General features: G+C 40.5%; 24 protein-coding genes. 12 read left to right on the plus strand and 12 right to left on the minus strand.

Annotated features, from left to right (window positions below; all coding sequences use genetic code 11):
* From RDV63_RS10445 to RDV63_RS10455, 3 genes are read right to left on the minus strand one after another with little or no spacing between them, the layout of a single operon-like run.
* Positions 1–678, minus strand: coding sequence for a fumarylacetoacetate hydrolase family protein (locus RDV63_RS10445; protein ID WP_313909441.1), 678 nt, complete (start codon positions 676–678; stop codon positions 1–3).
* Positions 678–1,730: a lytic murein transglycosylase gene (locus RDV63_RS10450; RefSeq protein WP_313909442.1), complete on the minus strand. Its 1,053-nt coding sequence runs from the start codon at positions 1,728–1,730 to the stop codon at positions 678–680. The genes RDV63_RS10445 and RDV63_RS10450 overlap by 1 nt, the downstream gene beginning before the upstream one ends.
* 40 nt (positions 1,731–1,770) lie before the next feature.
* Positions 1,771–2,049, minus strand: a complete 279-nt coding sequence (locus tag RDV63_RS10455; protein WP_313909443.1) for a YcgL domain-containing protein — start codon at positions 2,047–2,049, stop codon at positions 1,771–1,773.
* Positions 2,050–2,205: 156 nt separating this feature from the next.
* On the opposite strand from RDV63_RS10455, the gene minC reads away from it, so the two are divergent.
* The 3 genes from minC to minE are packed head-to-tail and all read left to right on the plus strand — an operon-like array spanning position 2,206 to position 3,985.
* On the plus strand, positions 2,206–2,901 hold the full coding sequence (gene minC / locus RDV63_RS10460; protein ID WP_313909444.1) for a septum site-determining protein MinC: 696 nt from the start codon (positions 2,206–2,208) through the stop codon (positions 2,899–2,901).
* Positions 2,902–2,911: 10 nt separating this feature from the next.
* Positions 2,912–3,721 carry a septum site-determining protein MinD gene (minD, locus tag RDV63_RS10465; RefSeq protein WP_313909445.1) on the plus strand — a complete coding sequence of 270 codons (810 nt, stop codon included), beginning with the start codon at positions 2,912–2,914 and terminating at the stop codon, positions 3,719–3,721.
* Between the two features lie 3 nt (positions 3,722–3,724).
* Positions 3,725–3,985 (plus strand): cell division topological specificity factor MinE, encoded by a 261-nt coding sequence (gene minE / locus RDV63_RS10470; RefSeq protein ID WP_313909446.1) that lies wholly within the window; start codon positions 3,725–3,727, stop codon positions 3,983–3,985.
* Between the two features lie 61 nt (positions 3,986–4,046).
* Here minE and rnd read toward each other — a convergent pair whose 3' ends face one another.
* The 3 genes from rnd to RDV63_RS10485 form a co-directional block, all read right to left on the minus strand.
* Positions 4,047–5,186: a ribonuclease D gene (gene rnd, locus RDV63_RS10475; RefSeq protein WP_313909447.1), complete on the minus strand. Its 1,140-nt coding sequence runs from the start codon at positions 5,184–5,186 to the stop codon at positions 4,047–4,049.
* 33 nt (positions 5,187–5,219) lie between these two features.
* Entirely contained in the window at positions 5,220–6,893 is a 1,674-nt protein-coding gene (gene fadD, locus RDV63_RS10480) for a long-chain-fatty-acid--CoA ligase FadD (protein ID WP_313909448.1), read from the minus strand.
* Positions 6,894–7,040: 147 nt separating this feature from the next.
* Positions 7,041–7,898 (minus strand): methyltransferase, encoded by an 858-nt coding sequence (locus RDV63_RS10485; protein WP_313909449.1) that lies wholly within the window; start codon positions 7,896–7,898, stop codon positions 7,041–7,043.
* A gap of 259 nt (positions 7,899–8,157) precedes the next feature.
* On the opposite strand from RDV63_RS10485, the gene RDV63_RS10490 reads away from it, so the two are divergent.
* Entirely contained in the window at positions 8,158–9,471 is a 1,314-nt protein-coding gene (locus RDV63_RS10490; protein ID WP_313909451.1) for an alkaline phosphatase, read from the plus strand.
* Between the two features lie 185 nt (positions 9,472–9,656).
* On the opposite strand, the gene RDV63_RS10495 is transcribed toward RDV63_RS10490, so the two are convergent.
* From RDV63_RS10495 to RDV63_RS10515, 5 genes are all read right to left on the minus strand, one after another.
* Complete coding sequence (locus RDV63_RS10495; protein WP_313909452.1) at positions 9,657–9,959, minus strand: hypothetical protein; 303 nt, start codon at positions 9,957–9,959, stop codon at positions 9,657–9,659.
* A 74-nt stretch (positions 9,960–10,033) separates the two neighbouring features.
* Complete coding sequence (gene tsaB, locus RDV63_RS10500) at positions 10,034–10,741, minus strand: tRNA (adenosine(37)-N6)-threonylcarbamoyltransferase complex dimerization subunit type 1 TsaB (protein WP_313909453.1); 708 nt, start codon at positions 10,739–10,741, stop codon at positions 10,034–10,036.
* Positions 10,738–12,669 (minus strand): ATP-dependent DNA helicase, encoded by a 1,932-nt coding sequence (locus RDV63_RS10505; protein WP_313909454.1) that lies wholly within the window; start codon positions 12,667–12,669, stop codon positions 10,738–10,740. The genes tsaB and RDV63_RS10505 overlap by 4 nt, the downstream gene beginning before the upstream one ends.
* A gap of 108 nt (positions 12,670–12,777) precedes the next feature.
* Positions 12,778–13,029, minus strand: a complete 252-nt coding sequence (locus tag RDV63_RS10510) for a hypothetical protein (protein WP_313909455.1) — start codon at positions 13,027–13,029, stop codon at positions 12,778–12,780.
* A 128-nt stretch (positions 13,030–13,157) separates the two neighbouring features.
* The gene (locus RDV63_RS10515; protein ID WP_313909456.1) at positions 13,158–14,390 is read right to left on the minus strand and encodes a Xaa-Pro peptidase family protein; all 1,233 of its coding nucleotides are present in this window, start codon (positions 14,388–14,390) and stop codon (positions 13,158–13,160) included.
* Between the two features lie 236 nt (positions 14,391–14,626).
* Between RDV63_RS10515 and RDV63_RS10520 the strand changes: the two genes are divergently transcribed.
* Positions 14,627–17,242, plus strand: coding sequence for a M9 family metallopeptidase (locus tag RDV63_RS10520; RefSeq protein WP_313909457.1), 2,616 nt, complete (start codon positions 14,627–14,629; stop codon positions 17,240–17,242).
* 59 nt (positions 17,243–17,301) lie between these two features.
* Here RDV63_RS10520 and RDV63_RS10525 read toward each other — a convergent pair whose 3' ends face one another.
* The gene (locus RDV63_RS10525; RefSeq protein ID WP_313909458.1) at positions 17,302–17,952 is read right to left on the minus strand and encodes a GntR family transcriptional regulator; all 651 of its coding nucleotides are present in this window, start codon (positions 17,950–17,952) and stop codon (positions 17,302–17,304) included.
* 488 nt (positions 17,953–18,440) lie between these two features.
* Here RDV63_RS10525 and hisG point away from each other — a divergent pair, with 488 nt between their 5' ends.
* Genes hisG through hisF form a run of 7 tightly spaced genes read left to right on the plus strand, consistent with a single transcriptional unit; the run spans position 18,441 to position 24,978 of the window.
* Positions 18,441–19,349, plus strand: coding sequence for an ATP phosphoribosyltransferase (gene hisG / locus RDV63_RS10530; protein ID WP_313909459.1), 909 nt, complete (start codon positions 18,441–18,443; stop codon positions 19,347–19,349).
* Positions 19,350–19,351: 2 nt separating this feature from the next.
* On the plus strand, positions 19,352–20,719 hold the full coding sequence (hisD, locus tag RDV63_RS10535; RefSeq protein WP_313909460.1) for a histidinol dehydrogenase: 1,368 nt from the start codon (positions 19,352–19,354) through the stop codon (positions 20,717–20,719).
* Positions 20,716–21,807 (plus strand): histidinol-phosphate transaminase, encoded by a 1,092-nt coding sequence (gene hisC, locus RDV63_RS10540; RefSeq protein WP_313909461.1) that lies wholly within the window; start codon positions 20,716–20,718, stop codon positions 21,805–21,807. The genes hisD and hisC overlap by 4 nt, the downstream gene beginning before the upstream one ends.
* A complete protein-coding gene (gene hisB, locus RDV63_RS10545) occupies positions 21,808–22,878 on the plus strand; it encodes a bifunctional histidinol-phosphatase/imidazoleglycerol-phosphate dehydratase HisB (RefSeq protein WP_313909462.1) in 1,071 nt (356 codons plus the stop codon).
* On the plus strand, positions 22,878–23,486 hold the full coding sequence (gene hisH, locus RDV63_RS10550; protein ID WP_313909463.1) for an imidazole glycerol phosphate synthase subunit HisH: 609 nt from the start codon (positions 22,878–22,880) through the stop codon (positions 23,484–23,486). Before hisB ends, hisH begins: the two co-directional genes overlap by 1 nt.
* On the plus strand, positions 23,483–24,220 hold the full coding sequence (hisA, locus tag RDV63_RS10555; RefSeq protein ID WP_313909464.1) for a 1-(5-phosphoribosyl)-5-[(5-phosphoribosylamino)methylideneamino]imidazole-4-carboxamide isomerase: 738 nt from the start codon (positions 23,483–23,485) through the stop codon (positions 24,218–24,220). Before hisH ends, hisA begins: the two co-directional genes overlap by 4 nt.
* A complete protein-coding gene (hisF, locus tag RDV63_RS10560) occupies positions 24,202–24,978 on the plus strand; it encodes an imidazole glycerol phosphate synthase subunit HisF (protein WP_313909465.1) in 777 nt (258 codons plus the stop codon). Before hisA ends, hisF begins: the two co-directional genes overlap by 19 nt.
* Positions 24,979–24,992: the final 14 nt, after the last annotated feature.

A 24,992-nucleotide genomic window follows, 5' to 3' on the forward strand; every position in this document is an offset into this window, starting at 1 on the left:
TTAATTTACCTGTGATTGTAGAGTAAAAAAATTATCGAACTGTACTTCTAATTGATCACCACTATGCAAAGGACCTACGCCGGCAGGTGTGCCTGTAAGCACTATATCACCTGGCAACAAGGTGAAGTGCTGTGACATTTCGCTTATTACAGTCGTTATACTGCGGATCATATGGCGAGCATCGCCGCTTTGTCTAACCTGACCATTCACTTTTAAAGCAAACTTAAGTTGCTGAGGCTGACTAATCTTGTTACTGGCGATAAAGCCCGCTACAGGACAAGCATTATCAAAACCTTTAGCTAGCTCCCAAGGCCTTCCCTGCTGCTTTAATGCTGCTTGACGATCACGCAAGGTTAAATCTAAAGCTAAGCTGTAGCCCCAAATAGCCGCTGCAACTTGGTGCGAATTGGCATTTTTCAGCTCAGATTTAATTAAAACAGCAACTTCAATCTCATTATGCACGGCGCCCTGATTGTGCGGAATGCTGATATAAGGCGTCATGGCACAAATAGCGGTACTGGGTTTAATAAAGAATAATGCCTCTGGCGCAGTAATACTATTCATCTCAGCAATATGATCTTGATAATTCTGGCCAATACAAACTGCTTTACCTACTGGCAAATCAATAAAGTTTCCATCATGTTGCAGATGTTGATACTTATGCATTTTTGGCAGCACTAGCTGGCATCCTTAGCTACTATTAAGTCAGCTAAATAACCAACGCTAGTGACAAAATAGTAAGATTTATTCCAGTGCATTAATACCTTGTAATTCTCATAAGCTAAATAAGCTTGACCATTTTCACCATCAGGAAATATAAGCGCAGCATTAATGTCTCGCTGTGGTAGGTCAGCACCATTGATCCGTTTAACGCCTAAGGCATGCCATTGGCTTAAGCTACGCTCTGATTGTTGCCACCTTTTTAACCATTCACCACGTTGTAAGCTACCCTTAGCAATAGCATGCGCAGGATCAAAACCGTCAGGTAGCAATACTCTGCGGCCCCAAGTTTTATCATTATCCCAACCTTGCTGCTTTAAATAATTAGCTATAGATGCAAAAACATCCAATTGATTAGTCCAAATATCCATTTTACCATCGCCATCGCCATCTTGGGCATAGGCCATAAATGAACTTGGCATAAATTGACTTTGCCCCATAGCACCCGCCCAAGAGCCTTTCATATCAGCAAAGCTAATATGACCCGCGGCTAAAATATCTAAAGCATGAAAAAATTCTTTTTTGAAAAAAGCTTCACGTCGCCCCTCATAAGCCAAGGTAGCAAGCGCCGATGGCACTGAGTAATTTCCCATAAAGCGGCCAAAACTACTCTCTAAGCCCCAAAGTGCAACAATAAATCGAGGCTGCACACCGTATTTATTACCAATTTTAGTTAATTCTGGTAAATATTTTACATAGCGCTCTTTTGCCATAGATATACGGATTTCACTTACCCGTTTAGGTAAATAGGTATCTAGGGTTTCAACAAATTCTGGCTGACTTTTATCCGCTGACACAACCCGCTCATGAAAGGTTAGTGAACTAAAGACCTGCTCTAGCAAATCGTTGCTATATCCCTTCGCTTTGGCTTCAGCTTTTAATGCTTGGCTATAGTCACTAAAGCTAGGCTTTACTTCATCTGCCAGCACTGAGCCACTAAGTAATACAGCAGCGCCAACTGCTGCTGTGATAAATTGAGTTACTGCAACTGAAAATTTTATTCTAAACATACTTATTCCTAATAACAGTGGCTTGACAGAGATTTTAAAGTCATTGCTTTGTGAGTTGTTGCGCTTTGTGCTTGGTAAGTAAACTTTCAACCGGTGGCGGTATTTGTAAATAAAAGCCTTGGCTTTGTAGCTGTTGCTTTACTTTGCTTAAATCCGCCAATGCTAAATGTTGCCTGGAGGCCAAGTTAATAATGGTTACTAATTGAGGTGGACCAAAGCTATTAAGTAAGGCTTCAGGCACTGCACTAAAGTCATCGCGTCGCTCTACATAAAGATAAGTTTGCTCTTTTTTCAGACTTTTATATACCGCACATAACATAGAATAAAACCACGCTCTAACCTTGCTTAACAAAGGCCTAAACTATAACATGAACCCTCAATATTGCGTACCCGCAACTCAGCGGCAACGTAAATAAATACTAAGGTTTCATGCTAATGGAACTTTCATATAATAAAAAGTGCGCTAAGAACCGTTATGTCAGATCAATTGTTGGAATTAAAAGGTAGCTTATTCCCTTTATCAGTACTTTCTTGTAAAGGACTGTCTATCAGCTCTTTACAACAACAGTTAAGCCAAAAGCTAGCTCAAGCTCCCGCTTTTTTTTATCAAGCACCTATCATACTTAACCTAACAGACTGCCAGCAAGTACCAGATTTCAATGCGATTAAACAGCTTTTTTCTGAGTTAAAGTTGGTTTTAGTGGGGGTATGTGGCGCCAATACTGAATTAAAGCAATTAGCACAGCAAGCTGGATTAGCAGCGTTACAGCTAGGTAAAGAGACTAAGTCGAATGCGACTAAGCCTATAGAGTCAGTCACTGAAACTGTAGTGAATATTCCTATGGATAGTAAAATAGTTGAACAGGCAGTGCGTTCTGGCCAACAAATTTATGCCAAAGGCACAGATTTAATTATTAAAGGCACTGTTGGTGCCGGTGCTGAAGTTATTGCTGATGGTAATATTCATATTTATGGTACTTTACGTGGCAAAGCTATTGCCGGCGCTGCTGGTGATAACAGCAAACGAATTTATTGTTACAACTTACAAGCTGAGCTTATCTCTATAGCGGGTAATTACTGGCTAAGCGAAAGCTTGCAAGGCGAATTTTGGGGCAAGCCGTCATGCATAAAACTGCAAGACGACCAGCTAGTATTAGCAGAATTAGTATAAGGATTAAACTATGGCAAAAATCATAGTCGTAACGTCAGGAAAAGGCGGAGTTGGCAAAACCACCTCTAGTGCAGCTATAGGTACTGGCTTAGCACTTAAAGGTAAAAAGACCGTCATTGTTGACTTTGACATTGGTTTACGAAATTTAGATTTAATTATGGGCTGCGAACGTCGAGTTGTTTACGACTTTGTAAACGTAATTAATGGCGACTCTAATTTAAAGCAGACTCTAATAAAAGATAAACGCTGCGATAATTTATTTATATTACCCGCGTCACAAACCCGCGATAAAGATGCCTTAACTAAAGAAGGTGTGGAGCGAGTTTTAGATGAATTAGCCAAAGACTTTGACTTTATTATTTGCGATTCACCTGCAGGTATTGAAGCAGGAGCCATGATGGCGCTGTATTTTGCTGACGAAGCTATAGTTGTCACTAACCCAGAAGTATCATCTGTACGTGATTCAGATCGTATTTTAGGTATGTTATCTAGCAAGTCTCGTCGTGCTGAAAACAACCAAGATTCTATTAAAGAACATTTACTACTTACTCGCTATAACCCTGAGCGGGTTGAAAAAGGTGAGATGTTAAGCGTAGAAGATGTTAAAGAAATTCTTTCAATTGACCTCCTTGGTGTTATCCCTGAATCGCAAGCTGTACTTAATGCTTCTAACTCTGGACAACCGGTGATTTTAGATACCGAAAGCGATGCTGGCCAAGCATATTTAGATACAGTTAATCGCTTACTTGGTGAAGCCGTTCCTTTTCGCTTTATCAATGTTGAAAAGAAAGGCTTGTTAAAACGGATTTTCGGAGGCTAATTAATGTCATTACTGGATTATTTTCGCTCATCAAAAAAGCGAACTGCAAATACAGCAAAAGAGCGACTACAAATTATCGTTGCCCATGAACGTAGAAAGCGAAACAGCCCAGACTATTTACCGCAATTAGAACGCGATATTTTAGAGGTTATTCGTAAATATGTGGATATTTCACCAGAACAAATTGCGGTGACTTTAGAGCAACGCGATAATGAATTATCGGTATTAGAATTAAACGTCACCTTCCCTGACGAAAAAAACTAATAGCGCTAACTTATACTAATATTCTCTAATACAAAAAAACCTCGCTTTTAGCGAGGTTTTTTTATGCTTGTGTTGCTATATGCTTAGGTATCTTAATATAAGGTAGTAATAGCTCTTTACGCCATCCTTGACAATACTCAGGTAGAGGTAAAGCCATACGCTGCTGATCTGATACCCGCCAACACCAGTTAACAAACTCGTTAAGTTGACGCTTAACAGATAAAAACTCCGCTGGCAGTTGCTGTTCTGTTGCTACCTGTTTAACAACAGCGCTTAATGCAGCCACCTCTTGCTTATAACCAATAAAATCTTCTTGATGATAAAAGCGCTGTGGGCATTCTTCTTGCGGTAAAGCTTTAGCCTGCTCAATAAGCTGGATGACTGTTTGGCCATGGCGACGCGCATCTCGGCTTGGTATATCAGGAATATTCAATAAACTTTCTACTGTACTTGGCCGACGCTTTGCCAATTCAAACAGCTGAGCATCTTTTAAGACTAAGCCTAAGGCTAAATCTTTTTGTTGCGCATACTGATAACGCCAGCTTACTAGTTCACGTAATACAGCAAGCTCTCTTGGTGTCAGTAACCAACTGTTTTTAACTTCTAAATACTTAAACTCCGGTGCCAGTTTTTGCTCTTTACGCTGCATTAACTGCTCACCTTCTGCCAATAACAACTTAAATTGTTCAGTACTAAGTTCTTGTTGTAACGCCTGATAAAGTGGATATAAAAACAGCACATCATTAGCAGCATAATTTAATTGTTTTTCAGCTAAAGGTCTTGCTAACCAGTCAGTGCGAGTTTCACTTTTATCTAATTGTTGAGCGGTAATACGTTCAACTAAATTAGCAAAACCAACACTAGTTCCCCAACCTAATAACTGTGCTGCGATTTGGCTATCAAAGAGTGGCGATATTATTTCAATGCCTATAGTCGCAAAGGCTTCAATATCTTCATTACAGGAATGTAATATCTTTACCATGCTAGTATTAGCGAAGACCGCTTTTAGGGGCTGCCAATCTGAAATGGCCAAAGGGTCAATTAAGGCTAAATGCTCGCCATCAAATAACTGAATTAAACCTAGTTTTGGATACAAAGTACTTTGACGAATAAACTCGGTATCAACCGCAAGCAAGGCACTTGCTGCAATACGCTGGCAATAACTTGCCAGCGCTGCATCATCGGATATTAATGGGATCATCTACAACCTAATATGACATCGTTTACGCTAAGACTATTTAGCTTTTTTTAGCTCTTCATCACGCAGTTCACGACGCAGAATTTTACCAACATTAGTTTTGGGCAGCTCTTTACGGAACTCTACATGTTTTGGTGCTTTATAGCCGGTTAAATACTGACGACAATGCGCTATCAACTCTTCTTCTGTTAATGAAGGGTCTTTTTTCACCACAAACAATTTAACCACTTCACCCGATACTTCGTTTGGCACGCCAACAGCGGCAACTTCAAGCACCTTATCGTTCATCGCAGCTACTTCTTCAATTTCATTAGGATAAACATTAAAACCAGAAACTAAAATCATATCCTTCTTTCGATCAACAATATAAAAGAAGCCTTCTTCATCCATACGGGCTATGTCACCAGTGTATAGCCAGCCATCTTTTAATACTTTGGCCGTTTCTTCAGGGCGATTTAAATAACCCAACATCACTTGTGGGCCACTAACTAGCATTTCACCAGATTCTCCCTTAGCAACATCAACTCCCTTTTCATCTACTATGCGAATGTTAGTAGAAGGTGCAGGCAAGCCAATACTGCCATTATAACCATCTAAATCATAAGGGCTAACAGTAACTAGCGGGCAGCACTCTGTTAAGCCATAACCTTCCAGTAAACGGGTACCCGTAATTTTCTGCCAACGCTCTGCCACTGGTCTTTGTACCGCCATACCACCACCTAAAGAGAGCTTTAAGGTGCTAAAATCAAGCTCGGCAAAGCCTGGGGTATTTAATAAACCATTAAATAAGGTATTTACACCAGTGATAGCTGTAAATGGAAAGCCTTTTAACTCTTTAACAAAACCCGGCATATCTCTTGGATTAGTAATTAATAAGTTAGTACCACCATATTTAAAGAAAGTGAAAAAGTTAGCGGTTAAAGCAAAGATATGGTACAGAGGTAAAGCAGTAACTACATTTTCTTCACCCTTTATAAAGAAGGTATCAAGACAACCTGTCACTTGTTCTAAATTACTGACCATATTACGGTGGGTCAGCATGGCACCTTTAGATACGCCTGTAGTACCACCGGTATATTGTAAAAAAGCTATATCACTACCTGTTAAATCTGGCTGTTGTACAGGTAAATTAGCCCCTTGTTTTAGAGCTTCATTAAAACTGATATAAGCCTTTAACTTATGGCTTGGTACTAGTTTTTTTACATGCTTAACCACTAAGTTGACGATATTACCTTTTATACAGCCCAGCATATCCCCCATCTTGGTTAAGATAATGTGTTTAAGCTGTACGCTATCTTGAATGTCACTGAGGGTATGGGCAAAATTTTCAACAATAATAATAGCTTTAACTTTAGAGTCAGTAAGTTGATGCTCTAATTCTCGAGGTGTATAAAGTGGATTAACATTTACTACTGTACAACCTGCCCGCAAAATCCCCATTAAAGCTACAGGATATTGCAGCAAGTTCGGCATCATAATAGCTACTGCATCGCCTTTCTTTAAACCTAAACTTTGTAAATAAGCGGCAAAAGCTGTGCTTTTTTGATCAAGCTCTTTGTAGGTAATAGACTTACCCATGTTAATAAAGGCTTTTTTATCAGCAAATTGCTCAATGCTCTGACTGAAAATATCTAATAATGATGGGTAACTATCCGGATCAATTTCCGCTGGTACACCTGACGGGTAACGTTTTAACCAAACTTTATCCACCGTCTTCTCCTTAAATAAGGTTATTCTTCTATTGCTACACACCAGCCTGATCTAATATCACATTACTGTATATAACAGTGCCAGCACAAATCTGAGTTTTTACTCTAGAGATTAATCATCCCATAATTAGCAACATTTAACAATTCTCTACTCAATAGGTTTGCGCAACTTAAGTGTCATGCGGTCACTTTCACCTATTGCCACATAGTAGTCTTTATCTTCTGCCCCCATAGCTAAAGTTGGCGGTAAAGTATAAACACCTCTGGGATAATTTTTGCTATCTAATGGATTAGCATTTACTTCACTGGTTGCAACTAATTCAAAACCTACTGACTGAGCTGCAGCAATAACATAAGCTTCATCAAGATAACCATTACTGGCTGAACTAGCAATATCAGATAAACGAGAAGCGCGATGCTCAACCATACCTAAAATACCACCTGGTTTTAAGGCATTAAATAAAGTTTGTAAGGTCGCTTGTAAATGGCCATCTTCGTTCCAAATATGCGCATTACGAAAGCTTAGCACCATATCAAACTGTTCAGTAGTTGCATTTACAAGTAATGGCGGTTCTAGTTCAACTAAAGATACTTGGCCAAAATAGTCTGTATTTTCTTCTATTTGCTGCTGTAATTTGGCACTAATTTTAGCCCAGAACACACTACGTTCATTGCGAAATTCGCCAGTATCTTGAGAAAACTGTGCTAGGGTTAATTTGCCATTAGTTTTTAAAAATGGCGCTAAAATTTCAGTATACCAACCCTTACTAGGCCAAACTTCCAATACTGACATCTGTGGCTCTAGACCAAAAAAGGTTAAGGTTTCAGCAGGATGACGAAAAGCATTACGTTGGATATTTTCTTCACTTCTAAAACTATCATTAGCAATACTCTCTAGTTCAGAAAAGTACTTTTGCTGTGACATGTCTGCATAAGCTGAGCTTGCTATTATTAAGGTAACTGGAAAAAGCACCGTATTTATTATTGTTTTTATATTTAATTTCATCAATGTTTTACCAACCTCTGTAGGATGATTACCAATTTATTTATCACTCTACCTAAAGATAAAGCCTATTATGATTCTTAATTTTACATCTTTATCTTCAATCAGTTCTCCCCCCTAATTAAGCCTTAGCTTGGGCAAGATGTAAAGTTAAACAATTAACCTATAACTTAAGGCCTTTGTCGCGATACTTTTGCCATTAAGTTACTATAAAGTACACTAGCAAATATTAGCATCCAACCAGCTTAATTTGAGGCCTTATATGTACAAAAAACATTTGGGTAAAGGTTTGTTGTCTTTATCATTACTACTTATACCAACCGCTTTATTAGCCGCACCTAAAAATATTATTTATATGATTGGTGATGGTATGGGCCCGGTATATTTATCTGGTTACCGTTATTACAGCGATGATTTAAGTACAAAAACAGTAGAGAGCACTATATATGACCAGCTATGGTTAGGTATGGCCAGCTCTTACCCTGATGATGATACTTATGTTACCGACTCTGCCGCCGGCGCTACCGCCTTAGCTGCGGGTATTAAAAGTTATAACGGCGCTATTTCAGTCGATCATAACCATATCCCGCTTAGCACTATGATGATGCAAGCTAAAAAGCTTGGCAAAATGAATGGTATTGTTGCCAGCTCACAAATCAACCACGCTACACCTGCAGCTTTTTTAGCTCATAACAAAAGTAGAAGTAATTACAATGAAATTGCTAATATGTATGTGGATTACAAAATAAACGGTAAGCCTGTTGCCGATGTTATGCTAGGTGGCGGCCAAAAGTATTTTATCCGTGATGATCGCAATTTAATTAATGAATTAAAACAGCTTGATTATCAATATGCTGATAACTGGCAACAATTAGACAAGCTAACACGAATGCCTGCTATTGCTCTATTAGCGGATGTCGCCCTGCCTTCGGCACTTGATAACCCAGTACAGCAACCGTTAGCACAATTAACCACTAAGGCATTACAGTTATTATCGCCCGCGGAAAAAGGCTTTGTGCTTATGGTAGAAGGCAGTCAAATTGATTGGTGTGGTCATAGCAACGATATTGCTTGTGCCATGGCAGAAATGGATGATTTTGCTAAAGCGATTCAAGTGGCTAAAGATTTTGTTGATGCTAACCCTGATACTCTGCTAATTATTACTGCGGATCATGAAACTGGCGGTTTGTCTTTAGGCGCTAATGGTGTTTATGAGTGGCGTACTGATCTAATTAAGAAAATCCGAAATACTGCACTGATTATTGCGCAAAAAATGCTGGCAGAGTCCGATGATAAAAACACATTAAAAATATGGCAAGATTTAACCGCTATGGAGCTGTCTAGCAAAGAGTCTGCTTTATTGTTAAGTGCCAAAGTTGATGGTAATAAAGCCTTAACAAAGCAAATTAAAGCTATTATCAATACCAAGACTCATACCGGCTGGACGACTAGTGGCCATACGGCAATTGATATACCGGTTTTAGCCTATGGCAAATGGAAAGATGATTTTATTGGTTTTCAAGACAACACTGATATTGCTAAAAAAATTATGCATTATATTGAGCAAACTAAATAAAACTGTTTGTTAGTTATTAAGCTGCCCTTCTTAGCAATGAGCCTAAGAAGGGTATTTCAAACTATACAGCGATAACTAAGCATATAGCCTATTCGCTGAAGAGCTAGTTGTGACAAATAAGGGAATAATAATAGAAAATATTGAAAAAGGTCGTAACGAAGAAAGCTAAAATAGAAGTTTAGCCTTTAAGCGTAAAGATCAACGCCTAACATAGATTGAATTTCACTACGCCGCTCTTGGTTTTGTAAGCTTTTATAGGCTAACAAAGCACGCTCTGCATGCGCATCATTAGTGTTAGCACGAAATGAAGGTTGCTTATGCTCTGCGTCTAAAGCCGATAGCACTTTGGCATTACTGCGTATGCCTGTGCCCTGAGGCGTTACCGGTGCTGTTTTTGGCTCAGCCGTTTGCCTTCTCGCTTCAGTATTTGTATATACCGCAGCAACATTAGCAGGTGCATTAAGGCTTTGATTTACAGTTAACGTCATAGCTATGCTCTAACCCAAACATGGTTTAATTATAACCAATGTTAAAATTTAACCAAGTATTATTTAGTCTCTACTCACTTTCCGGGTAACTTCTGCCATGTGACTTCATCACGAACATAACTAGGCTCTGCTAATTCTGCAGACATAAAGTCACCGGCTAACAGTGCAGGTAGCGCCAGCGCCAACATATCTTGAGCTGATGGGTACAAAATATCAGCATAATAAGTTGCTGCCTGTTTTAATTGCAGCTCTTGGCCATAAGTTTGCCAACCGGTTCCTACGCCTGCTACTTCACCTGCTAAGCCAAAGGCAGATAAAACACTCGGTTTTACCGCAGTTTCTGCCAATATTGGTTGCATAAGTTCAGTTGCGACATCAAGCTTATAAGCCGCTATATAGACTTCAGCCATACGCGCATCAATGGCAGCAACCACTTGCTTGGCGCCTTTTAAGCGATAAGCCGCTTGTGCCATAGCCGCTAACGTAGAGACACCATATACTGGCAAATTGGCTCCAAAGCCTAAACCCTGACAGACCCCAGCGCCAATTCGTACCCCAGTAAAACTACCTGGGCCTTTACCAAAAACAATGCCATCTAACTGTGACAGGCTTAATTGGGCCTGACTAAGCAATTGCTGGATCATAGGCAAAATACGCTTGCTATGCTGTTGTGGGCAAACTTCGTCTAAGGTTAACAGCTGATTATTAATAGAAAGTGCAACCGAACAGGCTTCGGTTGAGGTATCTAAAGCTAATAGTTTTACATTATCTTGCTGTTTCAAGATTCGTTTTCCTGCTCTATCTGTTTTAAAAATGTAATAGCATCATCCAGCGACCGAGTTCGGCTCATCGCGGGTAAGCTGGTTAAAAATATTTCGCCGTAGGGTTTTGTTACTAATCTATTGTCACAAATAACCATAACCCCGCGATCAGTCACATCACGAATTAAACGGCCAACGCCTTGCTTTAAGGTGATAACAGCTTGGGGCAATTGTACTTCGAAAAAAGGATCTTTGCCTTGGCGAACACAGTTTTCACTGCGCGCTTGTAATAAAGGCTCATCCGGTGAAGCAAAAGGCAACTTGTCGATAATAACACAGCTTAAGGTATCACCACGCACATCGACGCCTTCCCAAAAGCTGCCTGTTCCTAATAGCACTGCATTTTTTAATTTCACAAATTGATCTAACAGTAAACGCTTACCCGTTGTACCTTGCACTAGCACCGGCTGACGTATTAAATCGGGTAGCTGCTTAGCCACCATTTGTAACATACGGTGGCTAGTAAAGAGAAAGAAACAGCGGCCATTGTTAGCGGCTATTAATTGGCAGGCAATGTCGATTAATGTTTTAGCCATTGTTGGCTGATGCGGCTCTGGCATAAAGCGAGGCACACACAATAAAGATTGCTCAGCATAATTAAATGGGCTTTCTAACAGCAAGGTTTTCGCTTGTTGTAAGCCCATTTGCGCGGTGTAATGACTAAAGCCATTATTTACCGACAAAGTAGCAGAGGTAAAAACCCAACTACGTTCATCTGCAGCCACTATAGCGTTAAACTTATCAGCTATGCTAAGCGGTGTTAAATGCAAGCTAACGTGCAAACGAGTCGTTTCATACCATAAACTCACGCCATCTTGCTGCATATCCGTCAGTTTGGTTAAACGCAGCTTAATTTGCACTAAGCGCTCAAATACATTATCAATTTGCTCACTGCGACCTAAGCTGGATTTAAGCACTAAATACAGCATTTCAATGCTTTCGCTGACTCTATTTAAGGCCGTTTGCATCGGCAATTGCTGATAAGCTTCACGCCAATTACCCCGGGTTGAATCAGCAGAAAACTGTAGCCGCCAATCTTTTACCAATAAGGCTAGTTTTTCAGCAACTTTAGCTAGCTGTGGATGATCGCGTAATTCTGTTTTACAGGCGACATCTATATCACGGCATAAATCGAGCAATAAGCGACTGGAAACATGTTCGCCAAAATAGTCACTGGCAATATCCGGTAGCTGATGGGCCTCATCAAATATTATTACATCCATATTGGGTAATAACTCACCAAAACCGGTGTCTTTAAGTGCCAGATCAGCAAAGAATAAATGATGGTTCACTACTACTACATCGGCAGCTTGGGCTTTTTTTCGCGCTTTTAATAAATGGCAATCTTCATAAACCGGACACTCTTTGCCTAAACAGTTATCTGTCGTACTAGTGACGTAAGGCAAGGCTTTAGAATCTTCAGCAATATAACCTAGTTCGCCTATATCGCCGGTTTGAGTTTCTGCAGACCATTTTTTAATTAAGCTTAAATCTTGGATCAGCTTGTCATCTTGCATTGGCACATGATTATAGTGCTGCTCTAAACGAAATAAACAAAGATAATTACTGCGCCCTTTTAGTAGCGCCAATTGTAATGGGCTAGCGAGTGCTTTAACCACTGTGGGTAAATCACGATAATATAATTGTTCTTGTAGGTTTTTTGTGCCGGTAGATAACACTACTTTTTTGCCACTAAGTAGCGCAGGCACTAAATAAGCATAGGTTTTGCCAGTACCCGTACCCGCCTCTACGACTAAAGCACCGGACTGTTCAATAATATCAGTCACGGCTTTGGCCATATCTAGCTGAGCTTCTCGGGCATTAAAGCCGTCAATATGCTTAGCTAAGGCGCCAGTTGCAGAAAATGCGGCATTAACCTGGTTATGCATGACGAGCAATGAAAAGTGAAGAGAAATATGAGAAAACAATAAGCTGCACAGCAAATACCATCTTAGCTAAGTATAAAATAGCTATTATGCCTGTTTTGCTAACAGAAATCAGACAAAAATATCTAAGCGGCCATCTTCACCTACCTTCTGTTCATCTTCTGGCGTGGTATAAGGGGCTTCTGGCACATCTTCAATAGCCATTTTCTTACCGTATCTTGGCCGGCGTAAAATTAAATACTTTTGCTCATGGGGTTTTAATAAACTAAGTTTTGCATCTCTAAACACCGGCACCACTAGCCTAGCATCTTGCTCAACAGGGCCACCGGCTACACGTTGCACAAATGGCATAAAAGCATCCATGAATGGCCTCCTAAGCTTTAAGCTTATATTGTTTGAATACTTTATATCGGCGAGTGTAGCTTAAACTTTAGCTTAACGTTAAATTTAAGCTAACACTCGAACTTCTAGCCTAGCAGTCCTGCTAAAAGCTACTCTGCTATATCAGCAAAAGGAGCATCTATTGCATAACTAGGCTGGGTGAACCAACACGGACCATTTTCTGTCATATAAAAGTGATCTTCTAAGCGAATACCAAATTCACCTGGTAGCACTAACATAGGTTCATTACTAAAGCACATGCCCGTTGCTAAAGGTAGTGTATTGCCCTGTACTAAATAGGGCCATTCGTGAATATCCATACCGATACCGTGGCCGGTACGATGCGGTAAACCGGGTAGTTTATAGTCTGGCCCATAGCCTTGTTCAGTTAAATAATCGCGAGCAGCTTTATCTACATCTTGCCCAGCCACACCTATTTTAGCGGCATTAAAAGCAGCAATTTGTGCTTGCTTCTCATGCTGCCAAACAGCACGCTGTTTTTCTGTTGCTTCACCAAAAATATAGCTACGAGTAATATCAGATAAATAGCCATTTAATTTACAGCCGGTATCTATTAATACCATCTCGTTTTCTTCTAATACTTTTGGTTTATCAACTCCATGCGGAAAGGCTGTATCTGTCCCAAATAGCACAATACAGAAATAAGAGCCCTGCTTAGCCCCAACCTTACGGTGTGCTTGATCAATAAAGTCAGTTACTTCAGCGGTTGTTATGCCCGGATATAAAATACTGGCCGTTGCTTGGTGTACTTTTAAGGTCATATCCATAGCCCGCTGCATTATGGCAATTTCGGTTGCACTTTTTTGCATTCGACAGCCTGCAGTAACCGGCTTAGCATTAACAATATCGCCCTTGCCTGCTAACGCTATTTTAATACCATCGGCAATAAAGAAAGCCGCACTTTCATCAATAGCGATTGTCAGTGAGTGACTACTTTGCGCTAAATTCTGCTGAATTAATTGCCCACAAAGTTGATACGGGTTTTCATGCTCTTGCCAGCCATGCAATGAGCCTGGCACTTTAATTAAAGGCTGTATAGAGCCAATTTCAAATTCAGGCAAAACATATAAAATATCGCCATTAGCCAATAATAATGCACAGACTAAGCGTTCACTGGCATACCAATTTAACCCCGTAAAATAACTTAAATTGGTACCGGCATTTAATAACACTGCATCAATATTATGCAACTGCATTAAGCCGCAAGCCCGCTTTAGCCGTTGTTGATACTCCGACAATTCAATTTTAGGTACGTCTGCAGTCATATCTGTTAAAGCAGCCAAAGCTTGTTGCTTTGATACAGCACCAACTTGTTTACTCATATTGCTTTTCCTTCTAATTTTTAAACTCTGATATCAAAACACTTTAGCCCACTCAAGGCTATCCCCTATCAATTACAAAATTGAATTAGCTAGAAACTAACCGCCTAATTAGCAACTTTTAAGATAAAAAAAACAATTAATAAACAATAAATACACACTGCATATTGTATACAATATGCAAAGAGGTTAAATTGTATACGCCTTCGATGGCTAAAACAATAAAATAGGAACATAAAATGAAAACCAGAGAATTAAAAAACTTCAGTATGGAAATAACGCTTAGCGCGCTTGCACTTGCTGTATCTGTATCTAGTGCTAGTGTACTAGCTGATACTAAGCCAGCTCCGATAGCGTCACAGCCTGCCTCAACAAGTAAACATATTGCCACTATTACCGCTCCAATTGAGCCTGTGCCACCCGCACTGCAGCAAAAACTTAAGCAAGAACAAAATTTTTATGAATTACACACTGCACAGCAAATAAAGTTATCAGGGCAGTCTATTACCCAAAACAACAGCTGCAATAATGTGGATGCGGGTTATGGTAGTAAAACTGGACAAGCACTGGTTGATCATATACTTAACAATCCTTCAACTTGTATTGATGCTTTGTTTAATGGCAATGCTACAGCTATATCAGCTTTTCAAGCAGACAAAATGTATAGTGTTGCTAACGCTACAGCGGCATTAGCTAGTAGTTACAATCCAGCCACAGCTTCAGAAGAAACGATTGGTAAGCTTTATTATTTTTTACGAACTGGATACTACGTTCAATATTATAACTCTAGCGCTATTCCGGAATACCCAAGCTGGGTTAAAACAGCCGTTCGCTCAGCATTAGATAACCTCTTTGCTAACCCACAGTTTTATTCTAGCTCTGATATTCACGGTAAAAACATTCAAGACGCTTTAACTTTAATAGATAGCGCTGGCGAAAATGCTCGCTATATTTATGTAGTTAAACAATGGCTAAGTCGCTGGGATTCTAATATGGCGGCAAGTTGGAATATGCGAGCTGCTGTTAATGGCATATTTACAGTGCTATTTCGCGGTCATTACGATAATAGTTTTGTCCAAGCTGCAACAAATGACAGCGCTTTGATTCAGCAACTAAGTGATTTTGCCACATCAGATTGGATGCTAAATTCTGACTCAGCTTTTATGCAAGAGAATGCTGCTGCCGAGCTAAGTCGTTTTTTACAATATAGTAATACATCGACCTCAGCGTTAGTTAGCAGTGAAATAGGTAAATTACTAAATAAGTACAGCATGAATGGCCAAGGGGCTAATGTCTGGTTAAAAGCAGCTTCTACTGTTGATTATTATAATCGCTGTGCTGAGTTTAATATTTGCGGTTTTGCCGAGCAACTAGAACAACAAGTATTAAGTATTAATCATTCTTGTAACAGTTCAATGAAGTTTCGAGTTCAAGATATGACGACAACTCAACTTAATGACTCTTGCAATACTGTGACTGAGCAAGAGAGCTATTTTCACCAATTTCTAGTAACTAACCAACAACCCGTTGCTGATGACTTAAATAGTAGCCTAGAAATGGTGGTGTTTAATAGCAGTGATGACTACGGCCTCTATGCAGGAATTTTCTTTGGCATAGATACCGATAATGGCGGCATGTACCTTGAAGGAAACCCCGCAGCACCAAACAACCAGGCTCGCTTTATTGCCTATGAAGCAGAATGGATGAGACCAGACTTTGAGATTTGGAATCTAACCCATGAAATGGTGCATTACTTAGATGGTCGTTTTAATTTAAAAGGCAACTTTGCTGATGCAAGAACAGACAGCCATAATACAGTCTGGTGGATTGAAGGCTTAGCTGAATACGTCTCAAAGAAAAACAGAAACGATCAAGCCGTACAAATTGGCAGTTCAAAACGCTATACCATTAGTGAAATCTTCAAAAACAATTATTTCAGTGGCACTGAGCGCGTTTATCATTGGGGATATTTAGCAGTACGCTTTATGTTTGAACGCCAACCCGAAATCGTTAACCAACTATTAGTTCATTTTAAAGCTGGTGATTACGATGCTTATCTAAACGCCGTTAATGCCATTGGCACGAGTTTAGATACTGAGTGGTTATCATGGTTAACAACAGTACAAAGTAACGATAGCATTCCTGAGGTTACTATTGGCAACCCTACTACTCCCGAACCTGGTAATAATGAATTAATCAACGGTGAGACTAAACTGAATTTAACCGGTCAGAAAGATCAATGGTTACACCATTACATAGATATAGCAGCTGGACAAAGCAAGCTAACCATTACGCAATCTAATGGTAGCGGTGATGCGGATTTATACGTTAAATTTGGCCAACAGCCAGATAAAACAAGCTTTGATTGTCGGCCATATAGAACAGGCAATAATGAAAGCTGTGAATTTCAAGCACCGACGGCAGGTCGCTGGTACGTTTCAAGCTATGGTTATAACGCTTTTAATGGCGTATCACTAACAGCTACTTCTGAGCTTAGCGATGCTCAACCTAATGCTTGCAGTACACAAGCTCCGGTGAGCTATATACAACTTGAAGCCGAAAACCAATATTGTGTAGCACAAGCTAGCAACGGTGATTATACCTACTTCTATATGTATAACAGTGTTGATAATGCAAGTTACACCTTCAATCTATATGCTAACGAACCAGGTAATGCTGACTTATACTTTAGTAATGCTAATTGGCCTACGGCTAGCAATTTTCAACAAAAATCAGCTAATCCAAATAGTAACGAATCAATTACCACTCCAACTCTACCTATAGGTTGGATATATATTAGTGTCCATGCTAATACAGAAAGACCAGATACTACTCTTTCTGTAATATTAAACTAATAAGGATACTAACAGGGCAGCAGTTTGCTGCCCTGTATTTTTATCTGAACTTGAACGGTTTATTTATGTAACACAGCAATAATTTCATCTGCGGCAGCGGTAATATGCTGATATAACAGTTTACAAGCTTCGTCTATTTGCTGATTTTTACAGTAGGTAAGCAAAGTAGTATGTTCCGGATCGGCTCTATCAATGCCACCTGCTAATAATAAATGCACTCTGATATAACGATCTGAATTGTTAATTAAGTTTTGTACTATCTCATATGTCAGTGGCCTATTAGCAGCGTAATATAAACTAAGATGAAACCGAGTATTTAATTCACTCCAAGAACTTCTTGACGCTTCATTATTAAAAGCAGCCGCCATTTCAGTTAAAATTTGTTCACTTTTTTCTAAATCTACCGCACTAAGCTTTGGAATAGCTTGACGCAATAAATTACATTCTAATAAAGCTCTTATATCAAATAGTTCCCTAACTTGTTCTACTGATAGCTTAGTTGCAGTTGCCCCTTTATGCGCTTCAAATTCTACTAATCCCTCAGCTTCAAGTTGCAACAACGCTTCACGAATTGGAATGCGGCTGACATTAAGCTCTTTAGCTAAAACTGCTTGACGCAAAGGCTCACCCGCTTTTATCGCTCCAGTGAGTATTTTTTCGCGAATAGCCTCCACCACTATCTGGGTACGTGTTTTGTATTCAATAACCATTCTATTTTTTACTCTGTTGAGTTTAAAATAAGTATACCAATATTACCTATATTGCTGCCAGTTTACTTATTAGTGATAAATTAGCGTCTAAACTGTTTATCACAACCAATTCAGCACCAAGCCGATGACTATACAACTTGCTTAAGTTTCAATCTAAAATTAAAGCTTGTCATAAATAAACTTAAATCACTTACAAATTAATCTTTCACAACAAAAGCAATAAACCTTTAAAATCAAGCTATTACGAAAATACGTTTCAATTTAAAAATAAAAATAAAACTTGCACACTAAGTTAATAACCTTTAGCTTGTATACATCAAAGCAAATCTAGGTAGACAAAATGAAAACTGTATTCCATCAGCATCATCATAGCGACTAGCCTGCCGTATTTTTCGGAGGGCTATTTCTGGCGCTCCGGTGGAACAGTTAATTAAACCCCGAGCCCAGTCTCGGGGTTTTTTATTGAGCAAAATATATTAGGAAAGATTATGAATTTAGTAGCAGAACCAAGTCGTTTACGCATTGCTATGCAGAAATCTGGTCGCTTATCAGTTGATTCACAACAACTACTAACCAGTTGTGGTTTGAAAATTAACTTGCGTGAGCAGCGCTTAATTGCGCATGTAGAAAATATGCCTATCGATATTTTGCGGGTACGAGATGACGATATTCCAGGTTTAGTGATGGATGGGATCTGTGATTTAGGCATTATTGGTGAAAACGTTTTAGAAGAAGAATCATTACAACGCAAATTAGATGACGACAGCTTTGATTACACCGTATTAGCCCGTTTAGATTTTGGCGCTTGCCGGCTATCTATAGCAGTGCAACAAGAAGAAAACTACAGCGGAGTGACTTCTTTACAAGGTAAAACCATTGCGACCACCTACCCAAGATTATTAGCTAGATATTTAAAGCAACAAGGGGTCAATGCTCGGGTGGTTAATTTAAAAGGCTCGGTAGAAGTTGCACCTCGAGCCGGTTTAGCAGATGCCATTTGCGATTTAGTTTCAACCGGCGCCACGCTTGAGGCTAACGGTTTAAAAGAAGTAGAAGTTATCTATCGCAGTAAAGCAGTACTTATTCAGCGTAAAAATTTAACCGAGCCACGTCAGCTAAGCCTAATTAATAAATTAATGCCAAGAATTTCTGGCGTTATGCGTGCTCATGAAAGTAAGTACATCATGTTACACGCACCGCGCAAGCAACTTGATGCCATTATCGATTTATTACCCGGTGCTGAAAACCCAACCATCTTACCTTTAGCCAGTAGCGATGACGTTGTTGCTATTCACGTTGTGAGTAGTGAAACCCTATTTTGGGAAACGATGGAGCAATTAAAAGCCTTAGGCGCCAGCTCTATTTTGGTTCTACCTATTGAAAAGATGATGGAGTAGCCATGACTAGCGAACAAGCCATAAAGGCTAAACCAACAAGGGTTATTGCTAACTGGTCAACTTTATCGGCCCAGCATCAAGCTGAGGTATTAGCACGACCAAAATTAGCCGACAGTTCAGATATTAAACAAGCAGTTGAGCAAATTATCCAAAAAGTGCGCCAGCAAGGTGATGCGGCTTTAGTGGCTTATAGCCAGCAATTCGATGGTTTAGCCAATAACAACCTAGTGCTAACACAACAGCAGCAACAACAATTAGTTAGCGCTTTAGCTGCTGAGAGAAAAGCGGCTATCGACTTAGCTTATGCCAATATTCGTCGTTTTCATGCGGCTCAGTTACCTCAAGATATCGAGGTTGAAACTAGCCCAGGTGTGCTTTGCCAGCTAAAAAATAGCGCCATTAATGCCGTTGGTTTATATATTCCAGGTGGCACAGCACCTCTGCCCTCAACGGTTTTAATGTTGGGTGTGCCAGCGCAGCTTGCCGGTTGTAAACGCATTGTTTTAGTAACACCGCCGGGGAAAAAACTAGCCGAAAATATTGCACCAGAAATTGTTTATGCCGCAACACTATGTGGCATAACTGAAATTTACACCCTTGGCGGCGCTCAAGCTATAGCAGCCCTTGCTTATGGCACCAATAGCATAAGTAAAGTCGATAAAATATTTGGCCCAGGTAATCGCTATGTAACCGAAGCTAAGCAACAAGTTAGCCAAGATCCGCAAGGTGCGCAAATAGATATGCCAGCAGGCCCATCAGAAGTATTAGTCATTGCCGACAGCCAAGCTAATGCCAGTTTTGTTGCAGCAGATTTATTGTCTCAAGCCGAGCACGGCGTTGATTCGCAAGTATTATTAGTAAGCGATAGCCTAGCACTCATTAAACAGGTGCAAACTGAAGTTGATAAGCAACTAGCGGTTTTATCGCGCCAAGCTATTGCTAGCCAAGCCTTAGCCCATAGCCGATATATTTTAACACCAAGCTTAGCGCAAGCGGTTGCAGTCACTAATGCTTATGCCCCTGAGCACTTAATTATTCAAACCGAAAACCCAGAGCAACTAGTTAGCCAATTTAGCAGCGCAGCCAGTATTTTTGTTGGCCCTTGGTCACCGGAGTCTGCCGGTGACTATGCCAGTGGCACTAACCATGTGTTACCAACTTATGGTTTTAGCAAAACCTTATCCAGTTTATCGCTAGTGGATTTTTATCGTCGTTATACAGTACAAACCATTAGCAAACTTGGCCTTAAAAATATTGGACCGGCCATAGTGACCCTAGCTCAAGCAGAAGGGCTTGATGGCCATGCCGCAGCGGTAATTAAGCGTTTAGATGTGTTAGCACTTAGTGAGCAACCAAGGAGTATAAAATGACTGGCGTAATTAACGATGCAATAAGCAAATTAGCACGCAGCAGTGTTAAGGCGATCACGCCTTATGCTTCAGCAAGACGCAGCATAAGCGGTACTACGGCGGCTACTTGGCTTAATGCCAATGAAAATGCGCTTGCTACTGAGTATCAAGTCGCGGGTGAATTTAACCGTTACCCAGATTGCCAACCTGCAATTTTGCTTCAAGCCTATGCAAACTATGCCGGTGTTGCCAGCAACCAAGTGCTAATTAGCCGTGGCGCTGATGAAGCAATAGAGCTACTAATACGAAGTTTCTGCGAGCCCAAACAAGATAGCATTACTCTTTGCCCGCCGACCTATGGCATGTATGCCATTAGTGCGCAAAGCCAACAAGTTAACACTAACATTGTGCCGTTAACCGCTGATTGTCAGCTAGATTTACCCGCTATATTAGCGACTAAACCAAAGCTGGTTTTTATCTGTAGCCCCAATAACCCCACTGGCAATATTATTCCTCAAGCGCAAATAATTACCGTGCTAGAGCACTATAAAACCAGCGCCTTAGTAGTGGTAGATGAAGCTTATATTGAGTTTATCAGCCAAAGCTCAGTCGCGTCTTTACTTAAGCAATACCCTAATTTAGTGGTGCTGCGTACCTTATCTAAAGCTTTTGCTTTAGCCGGTTTACGCTGTGGTTTTACCCTAGCCAATGCTGACGTTATTAATGCCCTTAAACAAATTATTGCGCCTTATCCGCTGGCTGAGCCTGTTGTTCAAATAGCCTGCCAAGCCTTACAGACAGACGCTATTAATGAAATGCAGCAAAAGGTTGTAGTGATTAATCAGCTACGAAATAACTTTATTGATTTTGCTAAAGGGCTAAGTGGCATAAAAAAAGTCTGGCCGAGTGATGCCAACTTTGTGTTGTTGCAAGTAGCTGATGCCACGCATTTGATTAAGGCACTGCAACAGCAAGGGATCTTAGTGCGTAACCAGTCTAACCAATTAGGGCTTGCAGAAGTAGTTAGAGTCTCCATCGGGAATGCTGAACAAATGCAAAACTTACAGCAAGCGTTACAGAATTATTTTAATTTACAAGAGAGTATATAAATGCCTAGCCAACCTATTTTATTTATTGATCGCGACGGTACTATGGTTGAAGAACCGGCGTTAGATAAACAACTTGATAGCTTAGAAAAGCTGGTTTACGAGCCTAATTTAGTACCCGCATTATTAAAGCTACAAGCTGCAGGTTATCTTTTAGTGATGGTGACTAACCAAGATGGCCTTGGCACTGATAGTTTTCCACAAGCCAACTTTGATGCCCCGCAAGCTAAAATGATGCAGCTATTAAATTCACAAGGTATTCAATTTGCCGATGTGCTTATTTGCCCTCACTTTGAGTCAGATAATTGCAGCTGTCGTAAGCCTAATTTGGGTTTAGTCAAAGACTACTTACAGCAAGGCAAAATTGATTTTGCAAACTCTTATGTTATTGGTGATCGGGCCACTGATATTCAGCTTGCTGACAATATGGGGCTTAAGTCATTTCAATATCAGCGCGAAACCTTAGGCTGGCTTGAAATAAGCCAAGCTATTTTAAGCCGTAAGCGCCAAGCAAAAGTCAGTCGCACTACCCGTGAAACCGATATCAAAATTAGTGTTGATTTAGATAAAACCGGTGACAGCGCTTTTAATACCGGTATTGGCTTTTTTGATCATATGCTTGAGCAAATTGCTGCCCACGGCGAGTTTTCGCTCCAGGTTAATGTCGCTGGTGACTTACATATAGATGATCACCACAGTGTTGAAGATACTGCTTTAGCATTAGGCCAAGCATTAAAACAAGCACTGGGCAATAAACGCGGTATTAACCGTTTTGGCTTTGTGCTACCCATGGATGAGTGCCGAGCCGAATGTGTATTAGATTTGTCTGGCCGACCATTTTTTAAATTTAATGCAGACTTAGGTCAAGGCAGTGTTGGCGGATTAAATTTAGAAATGGTGCCGCACTTTTTTCGCTCATTAAGTGACGCCATGATGATGTCGTTACACTTATCTATTAGCCCAGGCAATAAGCACCACATGGTAGAGGGTTTATTTAAGGTTTTTGGTCGGGCTTTAGGCCAAGCCATTAAGGTATCAGGTGATGCCCTGCCCAGCACTAAAGGTGTATTGTAATGACTGGCTTAGCTACAGATTTAGTTATTGTTGATACCGGCTGTGCCAATATCAGTTCGGTCTATTTTGCTTGTCAGCGTTTAGGCGCAAATGCAACGGTTAGTCGTGACACTAAACTAATAAAACAGGCTAAGCGGGTTATTTTACCCGGTGTCGGCACGGCTAATAATGCCATGGCAAAACTGCAACAAGCGGATCTTATAATGACCTTGCAACAATTACAGCAACCGGTATTAGGGATCTGCTTAGGCATGCAGTTACTTACCCAATACAGTGAGGAGGGTAATGTTGATTGTTTAAAGATAATTCCCGGCAAAGTAACCGCAATGCCAAGCCAAACGGTTCGTTTACCGCATATGGGCTGGAATACTTTAAGCCATATTGAGCCTCACCCTTTGCTTAACGGTATAACTAAGCAAGATTACTTTTATTTTGTTCATAGTTTTGTTGTAGCACCGAGCGAGCACACTATCGCTCGCTGCCACTATGGCGAGGATTTTTCGGCATTAATCGCGAAAGACAATATTACAGGTGCACAATTTCACCCTGAGCGCTCTGGCAAAGCCGGCGCAAAATTATTAGATAACTTTTTAAAGTGGCAATTATGATTATTCCAGCAATAGATTTAATAGACGGCAATGTAGTTAGGCTGTACCAAGGCCGTTATGACAATAGCACTGAATATAATGTTAGTGCGTTAAGCCTGCGCAATCAGTACGCAGAGCAAGGCGCCACTTGGCTGCACTTAGTTGATTTAGCTGGCGCGAAAGATGCACAGCAACGGCAACTAAATTTACTTCAGCAGCTAATGACCGCTTCGCCTATAAATATTCAAGTTGGCGGTGGCGTGCGCTCTGAGCAAGATGTTATCGACTTATTACAAGCCGGTGCAAGCCGAGTGGTCATTGGCAGTTTAGCTATTCGTAAACCCGCTTTAGTTCGGCAATGGTTACAAAAATACGGTAGTGACAAAATAGTGCTAGCACTGGATGTGGCTATTAATGAGCAAGGCGAGAAAACCTTGCCATCACACGGCTGGATTGAACAGTCTTCTGTCACTTTAGAGCAAGTTTTAACTGACTATATTACCGCTGGTGCTAAGCATGTGTTATGCACAGATATCAGTAAAGACGGCACCTTAACCGGTTCTAATGTCAGCTTATATAAAGAACTTACCGCGGCTTATCCACAAATACAGTGGCAAGCTTCAGGCGGCATTGGTCAACTTGATGATATTAAAGCCTTAATAGGCAGTGGCGTAGCCGGTGTTATTTTGGGTCGCTCTTTGTTAGAGGGCAAATTTAGCCTAACGGAGGCAATACAATGCTGGCAAAACGGATAGTCCCTTGTTTAGATGTTCGCGATGGCAAAGTCGTAAAAGGCGTGCAGTTTCGTAATCATGAAATTATTGGCGATATAGTACCACTGGCCGAACGTTATGCCGCAGCCGGTGCCGATGAGCTAGTGTTTTATGATATTACCGCATCAAGCGATAACCGTACTGTTGATAAAAGCTGGGTGCAACGTATTGCTAAGGTAATAGATATTCCGTTTTGTGTTGCTGGTGGCATTAAAACCCTTGCTGATGCCGCTAAAATATTAGAAATGGGCGCAGATAAAATCTCAATTAATAGCCCAGCTTTAGCTAACCCTAAGCTAATAAGCGAATTAAGCCAAGCTTTTGGTCGCCAATGTATCGTCGTCGGTATAGATAGCTTTTTTGATCAAGACTCTGGCCAATATCAGGTATTTCAATTTACGGGTGATGAAAACCGGACGCAGAAAACCCAATGGCTTACTCGCGACTGGTTACTTGAAGTGCAGCAACGCGGTGCTGGTGAAATTGTTTTAAATTGCATGAACCAAGATGGTGTGCGCCAAGGCTACGATATCGCACAATTACAAAGTTTACGTCCGCTTTGTAAAGTGCCCCTAATTGCCAGTGGCGGTGCCGGCACCTTGCAGCACTTTACAGATGTATTTAAGCAAGCCGATGTCGATGCTGCCCTTGCTGCTAGCGTTTTTCATAAAGGCATAATTAGCATTGCAGAATTAAAAGCCAAGTTAATTGCCGATGGCATTAGCATTCGCCCAATCTAGAAGAAATAAGGTTT

The organism is Rheinheimera sp. MMS21-TC3 (genome assembly GCF_032229285.1).
Lineage (GTDB): Bacteria > Pseudomonadota > Gammaproteobacteria > Enterobacterales > Alteromonadaceae > Alishewanella.